Below are 14,739 nucleotides of genomic sequence, written 5' to 3' on the forward strand. Positions count from 1 at the left end.
AAGAGGCATGGTATGGACTTTGAAAGTCTAAGCATTAGATATAAAGGAATTATATTCACAATATTTATATTAATTACCATTTTTTTAGGATTTTTTTTAAAAAATCTTAAATTCGATGCAAACATCTTAAAACTTATACCCAAGACTAAAGAAACTGAAAGCTTAATAGACATTGACAAAAGTAATTCTCTTTTATCTACAATAGTAATATTTCAAGACAAAAAAAATATTTTCAATAAAAAAAATTTTGAAATAATAAACAAAGTAATCAATGAAATAACCGAAATTTTAAAAGTATCTCCCAATGCCGTTACAAGCATATTTTCTTATTTTCCACAATTTAAAAAAGAAATATACACAGATCAAGATATAGAAGAAATAAAAAATAAAATAAAGTCAACTCCATTTGTAAAAAACACATTTCTAGGCAGCTCAGAAAATTTAATATACTTCATAATAATTCCATCAGAGAGTGACCAAATCAACTTTAGTAGAAATTTAAAAACTGAACTTGATGAGATGGAAAAAACAATCAAAAAATATGAAACAAACGATCTAAAGTTGTATCTTACAGGGGATTTAGTAGTAAGAGAAAAAATCTTAAACTATATGGTTGAAGACTTCAAAATCTTAGGCCCTCTTGCTACCTTTGTAGTAATAATTTCACTTTACCTTATTATCAAAAATCTCATTGGCGCATTAATTCCTATTTTTATTGCATTATTATCATTAATTTGGACTTTTGGTATTAAAGGACTTGTACAATCCCCCATTACAGTACCTGAAACTTCAATGATTGTTTTACTTATTTCCATCGGGTGTGCTAATGCCGTACACATAATAAATGGAATATTTAAATTAATAAAAAAAGAACAACTCTCAAAAGAATCAATAAAAACGACAATGAAAAAACTTAAAAAACCCATTCTGCTAACATCTCTTACAACTGCATTTGGATTCTTATCTCTTACAACATCTTCAATTAATGCTTACAAAACAATGGGTATTTTCATGTCAATTGGGGTGATTATCTCAATGATAATCTCATTAACCGTTTTGCCTGGAATAATAACATTAATTCCATTTACAAAAAAAAAGTCTCTTGAAAAACAAAAAGAAAATAAACCAAATAAAATATTTTTCCTTGAAAGACTTGTCAAGCTAAATACACAAATAACAGAGTCTATATTAAAAAGAAAATATATATCCTCTATAATAGTCGTCATCATACTGGGAATTTCTATTGTGGGACTTTTAAAAATCGAAATCAATTTTGATGAAAAAGATTACTTTAAAGAAAGCACAAGTGTAAAAAAAACATTAAACCTAATGCAAAAAGAAATGGGAGGAATATCGATTTTTAAAATAGAAATTGAAGGAAATCCCGGTGAATTTAAAAATGCTAAATCAATGCAAATCTTAGATTTAATTACAGATAAGATTGATGCATTTTCTTCAAAAACTCAATCCAGCTCCATTAACGGAATTTTAAAATTTACAAATTTTAAAATTAAAAAAGAATCCCCGTTAGAGTATAAGCTACCTGAAAACAAAATTATATTAAACAAACTAATAAATTTAATAGATAAAAGCGATTGGACTCAAGAGAATAAAAAAATGTATATTAATGATGATTGGTCATTAATATCTATTATAGTAAGGATTGAAGACAATTCAACCGAAGGAATAAAAAAATTTGAAAAATATGCTATTAAAACAATTAATGAACATATGGGAAATAATAAATATCATTTTTCAGGAGTATATGACAAGGTTTTAATAGCTAAAACAATGGTAAGAGAACAGATTATGAACATAATAACAACTCTTGGATCAATAACACTACTACTTATGTTTTTCTTTAAATCTATAAAAACCGGAATAATTATTGCAATCCCAGTGGCGTGGTCAGTGTTTTTAAACTTTGCTGTAATGAGATTATTTGGAATAACTTTAAACCCCGCAACAGCAACAATTGCATCTGTAAGTATGGGAGTCGGAGTAGATTATTCAATTCATTTTTTCAATACATTTATTTTAAAATACCAAAAAAGCCAAATCTACAAAACTGCACTTCTTCAATCAATACCTAGCGTATTTAATGGGATATTTGCAAATTCTATTTCTGTTGGAATAGGATTTTTAACCCTAATATTTTCCTCATATAAAATAATATCAACTCTTGGAGCAATAATTGCCTTTACAATGCTAACAACATCTCTTGCATCGCTAACACTTCTTCCATTATTAATTAATTTATTTAAACCTAGAGTCAAACTAGCCTCAAACAACAATTTTAAAAAAAATTAAAACAATAATTTGATGACCTCGCGCATATTATCTACAAGATAAAAATTAATACCACTTTTAATGTTAATGGGAATTTCTTCTAAGTCAACTCTATTTGCCTTAGGAACAATAACATGCTCCACACCACTACGCTTTGCTGCAATTATTTTTTCTCTAAGCCCGCCTATCATCATTACATTCCCAGTAAGAGAAAGCTCTCCTGTCATAGCCAAATGGGGTCTAACAACCTTATTAAGAGCAAGAGATATAAAAGCACTGGCTATTGTAATTCCTGCAGAAGGACCATCTTTTGGGGTAGCTCCTTCGGGAATATGTAAATGAATAATATTTTTTTCAAAAAAAGATTTACTAATACTTAAATCTCCTTTTATACTATTAACATAAGTATAAGCAATATTAGCAGATTCCTTCATAACATCCCCAAGCCTACCGGTCAATTTAATTCCACCTACTTTGGACTCTGTCTTTACAGTCTCAATCATTAAAGTTGAGCCTCCATAATTTGTCCAAGCAAGCCCCATTACCATTCCCGCATACATAGCATTCGGCATGCCTTCCTTTCTAAAAACAGGCACACCAACATATTCTTCTAGATTGTCATTCGAAATTTGGTAAGATTTAATCTCAGTATTGTCAATAAGCTTTCTTGCAACCTTCCGTACAATTTTATTTAAATATTTTTCAAAATTTCTAACTCCATTATCTCTTGCATACTCTTGAGCAATTTGAACAAGAGCTGAACTTTGAAATTTTAAAGAATCTTTATCAACTCCATTTTCACTTAAAACTTTGGGAATTAAATATTTTCTTGCAATCTCTATTTTTTCGTTATCAACATATCCAGAAACCTCAATAACCTCCATTCTATTTAACAACGGTCTTGGTATTGTCTCTACAGAATTAGCAGTTAAAACAAAAAATATATTAGAAATATCAAAAGGAAGGTCAAGATAATGGTCTCTAAATTTAATATTCTGTTCGGGGTCTAAAACTTCAAGAAGAACCGAAAAAGGATCCCCATAGCTTGAAGCAGAAATTTTATCCACTTCATCGATTAGAAAAACAGGAGAATTTGTCTTAGTAATTCTTAAGCCTTGAATAATTTTACCAGGCAAAGCACCAACATAAGTTCTTCTGTGCCCCTTAATCTCTGATTCATCGCGCATTCCACCAACAGAAAATCTAAAAAACTTGGTTCGCAAAACCTTTGCAATAGCAGATCCAATAGAAGTTTTGCCCACACCAGGGGGCCCAACCAAAAGAATAATAGCCCCTTTTTGAGTTTTTCTTAATTTAAGAACAGAAATATATTCAATAATTCTATCCTTAACTTCCGTCATTCCATAATGAGTTCTATCTAAAATCTTTTTAGATTTTTGCAAATCTAATTTATCAAAATTAATTTTCAAATCTCGCCAAGGAAGCTCAGTAATAAGTTCAAGATAATTTCTAATAACAATATATTCAGCTGAGCTTGTCTCAAGAAGTGAAAATTTTTCCAACTCTTTTTCAACTACCTCTAAAGGCTCTCCCTTCAACCCTAAAGCCCTTAACTTAGTTTTAAGCTTTTCCAAATCACTACTTTTCTTATCACCTATACCAAGCTCAGCTTTAATAGCCTTAAGCTGTTCTTTTAAAAAAAACTCTTTTTGCTGTTTCTCTAATCTCTCTTGAATGCCCTTGGCAATTTTATTTTGAATTTCAATTAAATTAAGCTCTTCATAAATTAATTCTAAAACTTTTTTAAGCCTATCTTTTACATTTAAAGTTTCAAGAACTATTTGATGATCATTTTTTGAAGATGAAATAGTACTAGCTACAATATCACATAATTTACCCTTATCTTCAATGTTAACCATATTTAATTGAACTTCTGGCATCTTTCTATGTGAAAATATTTCTTTAGTTCTAAGCAAAATACTACTGTAAACTGCCCTTGACTGAATATCATCTTTTCTAACTGGAATTTGCTTTAAATATTCAATCTCAATTATGGGAAACTTGTCATTAAGAACAACTTTAACAAACTTAATCCTATCAAAAGTTGAAACGAATATATTGTAACCACCATCTGGAAGATTAATCTTTTTTATTATCTTTCCAGTAACTCCAACAGAATAAATATCTTTACTATAATCAATAATTAATTTCTGTTGAGTATTATTATTGTTTTTTCCTAAAAATTTATCATTCAAAACAAACAAAGCAATGATTCCATTACCTTTCATAGCATAATCAATCGCTTTCATATCAGAATCAGAGATTATAACAATTGGAATAAACATCCCTGGAAAAACTGGATGAGAAGGAACCGCTATTAAAGGAACTCTTGCAGGTTTATTAGAATGCGGCAAAATACCAGCTACGGCTTTTTCTTTCTTTTTATCTCCTAACCTAGCTTTTTTAAGTTCATCCATAAAATTTAAAATCTCCTAAGCTAATTATAACAAAACAAATATTTTATGGAAATTTATTTAATAATAATTTTTTTTATTATAAAATAATAAAATGAGAATTTGCACAGTTAAAATTATTATTATGAATTTGGATTATAGTGAAAATTACAATTCAATAAAGCTATACCATTTAACAATAAACAAAATGACTACTAATTAAAATTAATTAATTTATGGTGAAGTTAATAAAGAAAAATCCTTGAAAAATCGATTAAAAATGAATTTTTAGAGAAGTAAATGAAAATTTGGAAACAAAAAGAAACTAAGATACAAACCCAAGAATTAGATCGAATTTCTAAGCAATATAATATCAATTCTTTTGAAGCAACTTTACTTATAAATCGAGAAATCAAAGAAGAAGATTTTATGTTTTTCCTTGAAGACAGCATAAATTTAATACACAATCCATTTTTATTAAAAAATATAGATAAATTTATAAAAAGAATAAATAAAGCAATTAAAGAGAATGAAAACATATTAATCTTCGGAGATAAAGATGCTGATGGTATCACAGCAACAATAATAATGTACGAAACTCTTAAAGATTTTGGGCTAAATGTGAGCTATAAAATACCTTCAAATGGGGAATTTTATGGACTTTCAAACGAATTAATTAACACAGCTTTGGAAGAAAAAATATCTTTAATAATAACCGTTGATAATGGTATCTCTAGTATTGAAGAAATAAATTATGCAAATTCAAAAGGAATAGAAATAATAATCACAGACCACCATCTTCCAGGCGAAAATTTTAAAACTGAAAACATAATTATAAATCCTCATCTAAAAGATGATAAATATCCGTTCAAAGAAATAGCAGGATGTTGTGTAAGTTTTAAAACTTGTCTTGCTCTTAGCATGTCCTTTACAGATCTTTATTCTAAAAACCTTGTATTTTTGTTTTTAGAAAAAACAAAAAATGAAATTATTATTCACGCAATAGAAATAAAAAATTATATTTTAAAACAATATCTAAGATTAAATAATAAAAATGACCCTTTAATTAACTTAAACAATTTAGAAAAATTTGTAGAAAACAAATATATAGTAGTCTTTAACAAAGAAGATCAAAATGAATTATTAAATAAATGCTTCGGGAAAAGCATAAATATAAACACAATTGATATTAGTGAAAATTTTATAAAAAAATATCCAAACTTCAGAAAAAAAACATTAAAAGACTTAATACAAGCAACTAAATATTTTAGATATAAAGAAATTGGCATTAAAGACAAACTTTACTACATATTTTACAACATAATTTTTGAAGTTAATAAAAATTTGCTACAAAAATGCCTAAAAAGACTTAACTTTGTTGCAATAGGAACAATAGCAGACAATATGCCCATTATCAATGAAAATAGAATAATCCTAAAATTAGGGCTTAAAGAAATTGCATTAAGAGAAAGAATGCCTATTAATTATCTATTAAAAGATGCAAACATATTAACAAAACCAAATATAACTTCAATGGATATAGCATATAAAATTGCACCAATACTAAATTCAACAGGAAGACTTGAAAAAGCAGATATTGCAATAAATTTTTTACTAACTAACGACATTAATCAAATAGAAAATAAATTTAAAGAAATAAAAGAAATCAATGAACTGAGAAAATATAAAGAAGAAAAAGCTTGGAATTCACACAATAAAAACACTATTTTTAAAAACGATAAATTCATAGTTTGCTATGATAAAAATACTCCAAAAGGAATAAGTTCAAGAATCGCAACTAGACTTTCTGCCTACTACCAAAAAGTTGCTATTTTTTTAACAAAGCAAGACAATATTATTAAAGGATCAATTAGATCAAACAATAAAATCAATTCAAAAACACTAATATCGAGAGTGCCTTCCCATTTAATAATAAATGCAGGGGGACATAAAGCTGCTGCTGGATTTACACTGCATGAAAGTCTACTTGAAGACTTTATTAAGGAATTAGAATATGCAACTACAAAAGTTAAATATGAAACTACTGATGAAAACGAATCCATATTAATAGATGCTATTATTCCAAAGAATTTAACAAAAGATTCTCTTTTTAAAACAATAGAAATATTTGAGCCTTATGGATATGAATTTAGAGAGCCAGTATTAATGATAGAAAATGCCTACCTTCAAGAACTCAAAGTAATTGACAAAAATCATAGTTCAAAACATATAAGTATGCGAATCAAATCACAAAACGATTACTATAAAGCTATTTTTTTTAACGGAACACAAAAAATAGAAGAATTAAATATAAAAGAAGATCAATATTTAGACATAATTTTTACAGTTAATGAAGATTTTTACAGCCCTAGAGAAAAAATTTTGAAAATCATAGATATAAAAAAGAGTACTCAAGTTAATGAATAGAATACAAAAAATTCTACTTATATTTTGTATTCTAGGAATAGAAAATATAAATTCAGAAATAATAAACACTATTCCCAAAATTCAATATAAAAAAGAGGCATTTCAAGGAGATTACATATACTTTGCAAGTAATGAAAACTTTAAAAGTTTATCACTTTTAAGTATAAATAAAAATCCAATCATAAGTTCTTTTCCATTCAAATTTACAGTAGGAAGCAAAATTTACTACATAGCATTTCTGGGAATTACACCAATGATAAAAGAGGGTAAAAGGAAAATTCAAATAGAATTCAAAAGTAAAAGCTACATTAAAGAAATAGAAATAAAAAAATTTAATTTCAAAAAAACAACAATTAGTTTTAATAGAGAAAAAGCCAAGCTTATTACCCAAAAAAAATCAATAAAACAAAAAGAACAAGCTTTGGTTTTATGGAACATTATTGGCAATGTTGGAGACACAGCAATATATCACTATGATACTTTAGTTAAACCAATAAAAGATCAGTACATTGTAACAAGCCAATACGGAGATTTAAGGCTTTATATGCAAGGTAATAAAAAAATTTCAAATTATACAATGCACAATGGAATTGATTATGCCCCATTTAAAAGAGAAAATACTCCAATTTTTGCTGCCGGTAAAGGAAAAGTTGTATTTGCAAAAAATAGAGAGCTAACGGGTAATACTCTTATAATACAACATTTGCCAGGTGTATTTACAATTTACCTTCATCTCTCAAAATTGGGCACAAGTGAAAATAAAATAGTTAGTGCCGGGGAATATATTGGACATACTGGAAACACAGGGCTTTCAACAGGCCCTCATTTACACTTCGAAGTAAGAATTAATGGCATAGCAATAAATCCGGATTTCCTTTTAAATGGAATGCTTATTGACAAAAATAAAATAATAAATAATATTAAAAGAATAGAGTAAAAGGAGGTGATTTTTTGGTAACAGTCACTGTGGACAAAAATGAAAATCTTGAAAAAGCATTAAAACGTTTTAAAAGAATGATTGAAAAAGAAGCAATTATTCGCGAATGGAAAAGAAGAGAATACTATGAAAAACCATCCACAATCCGTGTAAAAAAAGAGAAAGCTTTTAAAAGAAAACAAGCAAAAAAAGTAAGAAAATTAAAGCAAAAAACTAATAGGTAAATAGCAAGAGATGTTCAAATGGATGTCTCTTCATTTAAATCAATACCTCTCTTGGTTTTGATCCATTAACAGGCCCTACATACCCCATATCTTCCATAATTTCAATAATTCGAGCTGCTCTATTGTAACCTATCTTTAACCTTCTTTGCAGATAAGATGCTGATGCTTTTCTTGTAGATTTAACAATCTCAAGAGCTTCGTCAAACATCGGTTCATCAGAAGGCCCAAGGGCAATCAAATCTGACTCTTTTTCGCTATCAATAAATATTTCATCATCAATATAATTTGGGGGACCAAATTTTTTAACTTCTTCAACAAGACTATAAACTTCTCTTTCTTTTAAAAATCCTCCCTGAATTCTTTGGGGAAAGGGATTTAAAGAACTAATATAAAGCATATCTCCTTTTCCTAAAAGTTTTTCAGCACCAGAAGATCCAAGAATAATTCTTGAATCCATAGAACTAGCTACCATAAAAGAAATTCTTGAAGGAAAATTGGCTTTTATTACTCCAGTAATAACGTCAACTGAAGGTCTTTGAGTTGCAAGAACCAAATGAATCCCTACAGCCCTAGCCATTGCAGCAAGTCGAGAAATTAAATTTTCCAAATCTTTTCTTGTAGCAAGAATAAGATCTGCAAATTCATCAATAATTATTACAAGATATGGCAAGACCATTAAATTCAAATTCTCATCTTTTATTTTTTTATTATAAGAAGAAATGTCTCTTACTAATAAATTATCAAGAAGCACATACCTTCTCTCCATTTCATCAAGACACCATCTAAGAGCTTCTAAGGCTCTCTTTACATCTGTAATAACTGGGGTTAATAAATGGGGAATATCATTGAAAAGCTTAAGCTCAACTATTTTAGGATCTATCATAATCAATTTAACTTCATCTGGAGATTTTGAAAAAATAATTGAAGCAATTAAAGAATTCACACAAACCGATTTACCTGCCCCAGTTGCACCAGCTATTAATAGATGTGGAGAATTAACAAGATCAAAAACAATATTTTCACCACTAATCTCCTTTCCAAGAGCAAAAGGAATTCTAAAATCTCCTCTGAATTCCTTGCTATCTATTATCTCTGAAATTAAAATAAACTCACGTCTTTTATTAGGAATTTCAATTCCCACAGCTTCTCTGCCAGGAATTGGAGCAATAATCCTAACCCTAATAGCTGCAAGTCTTAAAGCAATATTGTCAGAAATAGAAGTAATCTTAGAAAGCTTAATTCCCTTATCTGGACGAATAGCATACATTGTCACAACAGGACCTCTGATAATATCAATTAATTTGGCATTAATATTAAACTCTTTTAATGTCTCCTGGAGAATCATTGACTGCTTTTGAATTTCTCTTTCATATTCAATATCTTCCACATCATTTTTAACTTCTTTCTGGTCAAAAACTGAAATATCAATAATATAAGAATCACTTTTTTTACTCAAAGCATTTTCGTTACAAACATTAGGAATAGTAGCTTGACTAATTATACCTTTAGCCCTTATCTCACAAGCCTTAACTTTTCCAGTAATGATTAACTTATTATCTTCAAAATTGTCCAAGTATTTATACTCACAAGACTTATCAATTTCATCTGAGTTTGAAGCATTATCATTTAAAATCTCATCATTTGAAGAGCTTGCTTCTCCGGGATTTGAGCCTTCAAAAACAGTTTTGTCTAAATTAACATTGGAAGGTTTTTTATTGCTTCTTAAAAAAGCACTAAATGACCATAAAGCTTGATATTCTTCGTCATTAATAATATGCTCTTTATCATCAAGAACTTGAGAATCTTTTACATCCTCTACAGAATCTCCATAAACTTTAATGTCTTTTTTTACATCCAATGAATTTGAAAAAGGAAAATAACTTAATATGTTTTCAAACAAAATTTTAATCTTAAACTCTAAAAATTTAAAAGCATCTAAAATAAAATTAATATCCTTGAAAAGGACATAATTCAAGTAAATCCAAACTACAAATTCTAAAATTAAAAGAACAAAAATAAAAAAATTTCCCAATGTTTTACCAAAATTAATAAGAAATATCTCAATAAAATAAGATTTTTCAACACTAGAATTAATTTTTATTAAAAATATTAAAGTAAAAAATAATATAACAGTGTAATTCCAATTAAATGCAAATCGTTTAGTAAAGATATGTTTTTTATAAGCGTACCAATTAACAAGTGGATAAACTATTAAATAAAATGACAAGAATGAAAAAACATTAAAAAGTATTTGCCCTATTAAATTGAAAACAAAAAATATAAATATATTACTCAAAGGTGTTAATGCTACAAAAAGAGAAAAAGAAATAACCGAGAGCATAAAAAAAAACAAAAATTGAAAATATTGATAAAAATCTTTCATATTCTAAAAAAAATAACAAACTGCAATTGAAAGTACAAATAAATATATTGAAAAATAATATAGTTTTTTGTTATTAAGCATTTTAAAAAAGAAATTTATTGAAAAAATACCAACAACAAAAGCAACCAATGCTCCTAAGTTTATTTCAAAATAATTTAAAACCATAAAAATATCATAAAATTCTTTATGTTTTAATAAAATCGCTCCAAAAACTACTGGTATTAAAGATAAAAATGAAATTTCAAATGCACTTTTTCTATTAAATCCAAGAATCCTAGCAGAAAAAATTGTAATTCCAGAACGAGAAATTCCTGGAAATGCACCTAAACCTTGCATTAGCCCCATAAAAATTCCTACTAACAAAATATTACCTTTAAATTTAATTTTTAAAAAATTAAATTCTAGCATCAAGATTAAAATCCCCGTTATAATAAAATTAATTAAAACAAAAGACAACGTAAACATTTTCTCGTATTTCAAAATAAAAACTCCAACAATTCCAGTAACAATAGTTATTATTAATATTAGCAAAATTAATTTTAAATTTGCTAAATCAGATTTAACAGTTTTTCTTAAAGAGAATCTAATACAAGTTAAAAAAAGCTCTAAAATCCTTTTACGATAGTAAATAATAACCACTAAAACTGTTGCAAGGTGTAAATAAATATCAAATATTATTGAAAGCCTTAAATGCATAAAACGCTTAAAAAGCAATAAATGCCCGGAACTAGATACTGGTAAAAACTCTGTAATACCTTGAACAATCCCCAAAATAATTGCACTTAAAATATTTCCCATTAAATGCTCCAATACTAATTTTTGGGGAATTCGCCCATAATTTTAACTATTACCGAATCTATTCCTTTTTTTTCATACAAAGCATCATAAAATACCGAATAAACTAATATCTTTTTAATATAATTTCTAGTCTGACTAAAAGGAATTGCCTCAATAAAAAGCTCTTTGGATAAATGTCCATAACTTTTTTCCCACTTTCTAAGATTGCCAATGCCTCCATTGTAAGAAGCAAGAGCCTTATAAAGACTACCAGTTGTAGATATTCTTTTTTTCAAATAATATGTCCCAATTATTATATTATCTTTTGGTGTCTTTAAATCATAATCAAAATATTTAAGTTCTTTAGAAATATCATTCGCTGTTGATGGCATAACTTGCATAAGGCCAACAGCACCAGGCCTTGAGACGGCATTTTTCTCAAAGCTGCTCTCCGCTTTGATTAAAGAAAATATAACACTAGTTTCAAGCCCACGCCTTTTAGCCCAGTATTCGACCAAAGATCCATACAAATAAGGATAAAGCCTTTTATAGTCATTCTCCATTAAAGCAGATTCATCTTGATTTACAAGATAATTAATCACAAGAGTTGCATCGTAATAATTTTCGCTCCTTAAAAGCTCATCGTATACTCTTCGATAAAAATCGAGTGAAAATTTATATCCGTTCTTAAAATCTTCAGAAATAAACCTTCTAACATAATTACAAAGGTTGAATTTTAAAAATCCTTCCAAAAAAATCTCATAATCAGATTGATCATATTTAACATCAATCCCGCTTGTAAAAAATTCATTAATATTTTGATCTAATAAGTACCTACTCATAAATGAAGAATAAGACCATCTATCATAATTAATAGCAGAATGCAAAAGACTTTTGTACTCTCCACTTACACTAGGTTTAATTAATTTATGATATATAAGCCTTGCATTAATAAAGGCAAGTTTAGACAAAATCGAATCAGAAATAACTTTTTTAGCATTAGAATAAAGCTTGTAAAGGTTGTCATAGTCTTCAAGCTGAATTGATTCTAAAATATACTCTTCTAAAATCTTAATAAAATTAGAATTTTTTTTATCGCTCTCAGTATAAAACTTGGCCACACTTTCAGCGAAATAATCTCGTGCACTTTTAGTAAAAATCAAATTACTAAAAGCCGTATTAAGTAAGACAAGCCTGTTAATCTCATTATTAAGATTTAAACCTTCAAGATATTCTTTTAAAATAACAAGGCCTAAATTATTTTTTCCCCTAAGATTTAAAATGCCTAAATAATAATTTTTATACTTACTTTTTATTTTACTAAAAAATGTTAGAGCATTCGAAATCTTTCCAGAACCAATAAAAGCCTTATAAACATCGCTTAATACAATGTTATTGTCATAATAGTCATTTAAACCATTTTTATTTAATATATTTATTGCACTATTGAAATTGCCATTTGCCACTTCATATTTAAACCTAACAAGATTTAAAAAATTAGCACTAAAGTACTTAGACTTATTCTCAATAATAAAGTAATCATAAGCTCTTACATGTAAATAATTTGCAGGCAAATTTTCAAAAAGTTCGTTAAAATAAATTTTTGACTCGCTTACATTAGAAAGATTAAGATAAAGAGCTGCTTTTAATAAGATATTTTCATTTTCCTGATAATCAGAAAATTTCATTTTATCAAGCTTATTTAAAAGACTAAGTGCTTTATCGTTTTTCTTTTGCCAATAAAGACTTTTGAAGTACCCTAATATAATAAATTTATTGTTTTCGTATTTTTTATAAAGCCTCTCCCCAATCAATTCAGACTCAAAATACTCTTTTATTGAGTTAAAATATTCAATAAGCTTCACTCCAGCAAACTGAGCTGGAATACTATCCCCATGAGCTATGGCTTTTTTCATATACTCTATGAATTTTTCTTCAAATCCTATTTTTTTAAACAAATAAGCAACATATATATAAGAACCTGGGTCTATATTAAAATGCTTATCAAAATTTTTTTTTGAATAATCAAAATTCCACAGCCAATTTAAATTATTTAAATCGAACTCTTTTGAATGTAACTTAATAAAATCATTGCTTGAAATTTCTTTTTTCACAAAGCAAGAAAATAAACTTGAATATAAAAAAAGTAAAAGAAGATTTTTCAATACGAAAGAAATTCTATCAAACATATTGATCTTTTCCATATCTCTCAATTCTCTTTTTATCACATTCAAAGTAATATGAAACAAAATCTCTAGGCTTTAGAATTTTTGAGAAAACCAAAAACAAAGAAAAAAATATCAAAAGAAAAAGAGAAATAAGGCTCAAATATAGCATGGGAGAATGAACTAATCCTTCACTTGAATTTAATTTAAAATTGTTTTTCATCACATCATTCTCAAAGTCTTCCCTAAGATCTAATTCAACATCTTCATCTGAAGTATCTATTAAATCTTTGTCAATATCTGCAATAATGTCTTCAACGCTTAAATCATGTAAATCTTCCTCTTCTAAAGAAGATTCTTCTGATTTTTGAAGCTCAAAATTATTAATATTTAAAGAATCCTCATCAATATACTCAACTTTTTTATTCTCTTGATTAAACTCTTTAGAATCAACATAACTAACCTCATTATCATCAAGACCCTCAAAAGATGAATCACTTGACTCAATTTTTTGATCTTCTTGAGTTTTTATATCTAAAGGATTAACAACAGGTACACTTAAATCAGAAAAATCTTTTTTAATAAAATCATCTTTTTCTTCAAAATTTAAATCAAATTCAGAGCCCATATCCTCAACAGGCAAATCATTTTCAATATCACTTTTAAAATCATTTGAAAGGCCATTCTCATCAGATCTTTTAAAATTTTGATTAAAATCTACAAGACCTAAATCAAACTTCGATTTATCTTGAATACCATCAGATTCACTATAAACATAAAGTATTTCATCTATAACTTTAAAATAAACATTGACACTTAAGCTTTCCTTTTTCAAATTATCTAAGAAAAAAGAACCTACTAAAAAAGGATTTGAAAAATCTTCATGCTCACTAACATATAAATTTAACTTAATACTGGTATCACCTGCAATTTTTCCCAATATTACTCTCTTAACAGAGCTATCATCCAAGTTTAAAACCGAATAATACTCATTATTAGATAATTTTATCGCTAAAAACCCTTTCAAAAATTACAACCTCTTTGCTTTATTTTATTAAAACCAAACTTATGTACTAATTATAGTTATCATTATTATTATAACTATAATATAATATAAATAATG

Annotated in this window: 9 protein-coding genes; 4 read left to right on the top strand and 5 right to left on the bottom strand. The window is 27.3% G+C overall.

What is annotated here, in order from left to right:
* Nucleotides 1-12 precede the first annotated feature (12 nt).
* Entirely contained in the window at nucleotides 13-2,310 is a 2,298-nt protein-coding gene (locus DB723_RS01240) for an efflux RND transporter permease subunit (RefSeq protein ID WP_151551560.1), read from the top strand.
* Here the strand turns inward: DB723_RS01240 and lon are convergent.
* Nucleotides 2,307-4,727, bottom strand: a complete 2,421-nt coding sequence (gene lon, locus DB723_RS01245; RefSeq protein ID WP_151551562.1) for an endopeptidase La — start codon at nucleotides 4,725-4,727, stop codon at nucleotides 2,307-2,309. The genes DB723_RS01240 and lon overlap by 4 nt on opposite strands.
* Nucleotides 4,728-5,003: 276 nt before the next feature.
* On the opposite strand from lon, the gene recJ reads away from it, so the two are divergent.
* The 3 genes from recJ to rpsU are packed head-to-tail and all read left to right on the top strand — an operon-like array spanning nucleotide 5,004 to nucleotide 8,291.
* Nucleotides 5,004-7,130 carry a single-stranded-DNA-specific exonuclease RecJ gene (recJ, locus tag DB723_RS01250; RefSeq protein WP_151551564.1) on the top strand — a complete coding sequence of 709 codons (2,127 nt, stop codon included), beginning with the start codon at nucleotides 5,004-5,006 and terminating at the stop codon, nucleotides 7,128-7,130.
* Nucleotides 7,123-8,067 carry a M23 family metallopeptidase gene (locus tag DB723_RS01255; RefSeq protein WP_151551566.1) on the top strand — a complete coding sequence of 315 codons (945 nt, stop codon included), beginning with the start codon at nucleotides 7,123-7,125 and terminating at the stop codon, nucleotides 8,065-8,067. The genes recJ and DB723_RS01255 overlap by 8 nt, the downstream gene beginning before the upstream one ends.
* Before the next feature lie 14 nt (nucleotides 8,068-8,081).
* Nucleotides 8,082-8,291 carry a 30S ribosomal protein S21 gene (gene rpsU, locus DB723_RS01260; RefSeq protein ID WP_002656880.1) on the top strand — a complete coding sequence of 70 codons (210 nt, stop codon included), beginning with the start codon at nucleotides 8,082-8,084 and terminating at the stop codon, nucleotides 8,289-8,291.
* Between the two features lie 34 nt (nucleotides 8,292-8,325).
* Here the strand turns inward: rpsU and DB723_RS01265 are convergent, their stop codons facing one another.
* Genes DB723_RS01265 through DB723_RS01280 form a run of 4 tightly spaced genes read right to left on the bottom strand, consistent with a single transcriptional unit; the run spans nucleotide 8,326 to nucleotide 14,643 of the window.
* Nucleotides 8,326-10,674 carry a DNA translocase FtsK gene (locus DB723_RS01265; RefSeq protein WP_151551568.1) on the bottom strand — a complete coding sequence of 783 codons (2,349 nt, stop codon included), beginning with the start codon at nucleotides 10,672-10,674 and terminating at the stop codon, nucleotides 8,326-8,328.
* A gap of 3 nt (nucleotides 10,675-10,677) precedes the next feature.
* Nucleotides 10,678-11,472, bottom strand: a complete 795-nt coding sequence (locus DB723_RS01270; RefSeq protein WP_151551570.1) for an undecaprenyl-diphosphate phosphatase — start codon at nucleotides 11,470-11,472, stop codon at nucleotides 10,678-10,680.
* Between the two features lie 14 nt (nucleotides 11,473-11,486).
* Nucleotides 11,487-13,640, bottom strand: a complete 2,154-nt coding sequence (locus DB723_RS01275; protein ID WP_151552916.1) for a flagellar assembly lytic transglycosylase — start codon at nucleotides 13,638-13,640, stop codon at nucleotides 11,487-11,489.
* Entirely contained in the window at nucleotides 13,633-14,643 is a 1,011-nt protein-coding gene (locus tag DB723_RS01280) for a hypothetical protein (RefSeq protein ID WP_151551572.1), read from the bottom strand. The genes DB723_RS01275 and DB723_RS01280 overlap by 8 nt, the downstream gene beginning before the upstream one ends.
* Nucleotides 14,644-14,739: the final 96 nt, after the last annotated feature.

The sequence above is a fragment of the Borrelia maritima genome, from assembly GCF_008931845.1.
Lineage (GTDB): Bacteria > Spirochaetota > Spirochaetia > Borreliales > Borreliaceae > Borreliella > Borreliella maritima.

Excerpts from the sequence above, each read along its gene's own strand:
- DB723_RS01240 (WP_151551560.1), top strand. The coding sequence starts at position 13 with ATGGACTTTGAAAGTCTAAGCATTAGATATAAAGGAATTATATTCACA.
- lon (WP_151551562.1), bottom strand. The coding sequence starts at position 4,727 with ATGGATGAACTTAAAAAAGCTAGGTTAGGAGATAAAAAGAAAGAAAAA.
- recJ (WP_151551564.1), top strand. The coding sequence starts at position 5,004 with ATGAAAATTTGGAAACAAAAAGAAACTAAGATACAAACCCAAGAATTA.
- DB723_RS01255 (WP_151551566.1), top strand. The coding sequence starts at position 7,123 with ATGAATAGAATACAAAAAATTCTACTTATATTTTGTATTCTAGGAATA.
- DB723_RS01265 (WP_151551568.1), bottom strand. The coding sequence starts at position 10,674 with ATGAAAGATTTTTATCAATATTTTCAATTTTTGTTTTTTTTTATGCTC.
- DB723_RS01270 (WP_151551570.1), bottom strand. The coding sequence starts at position 11,472 with ATGGGAAATATTTTAAGTGCAATTATTTTGGGGATTGTTCAAGGTATT.
- DB723_RS01275 (WP_151552916.1), bottom strand. The coding sequence starts at position 13,640 with ATGTTTGATAGAATTTCTTTCGTATTGAAAAATCTTCTTTTACTTTTT.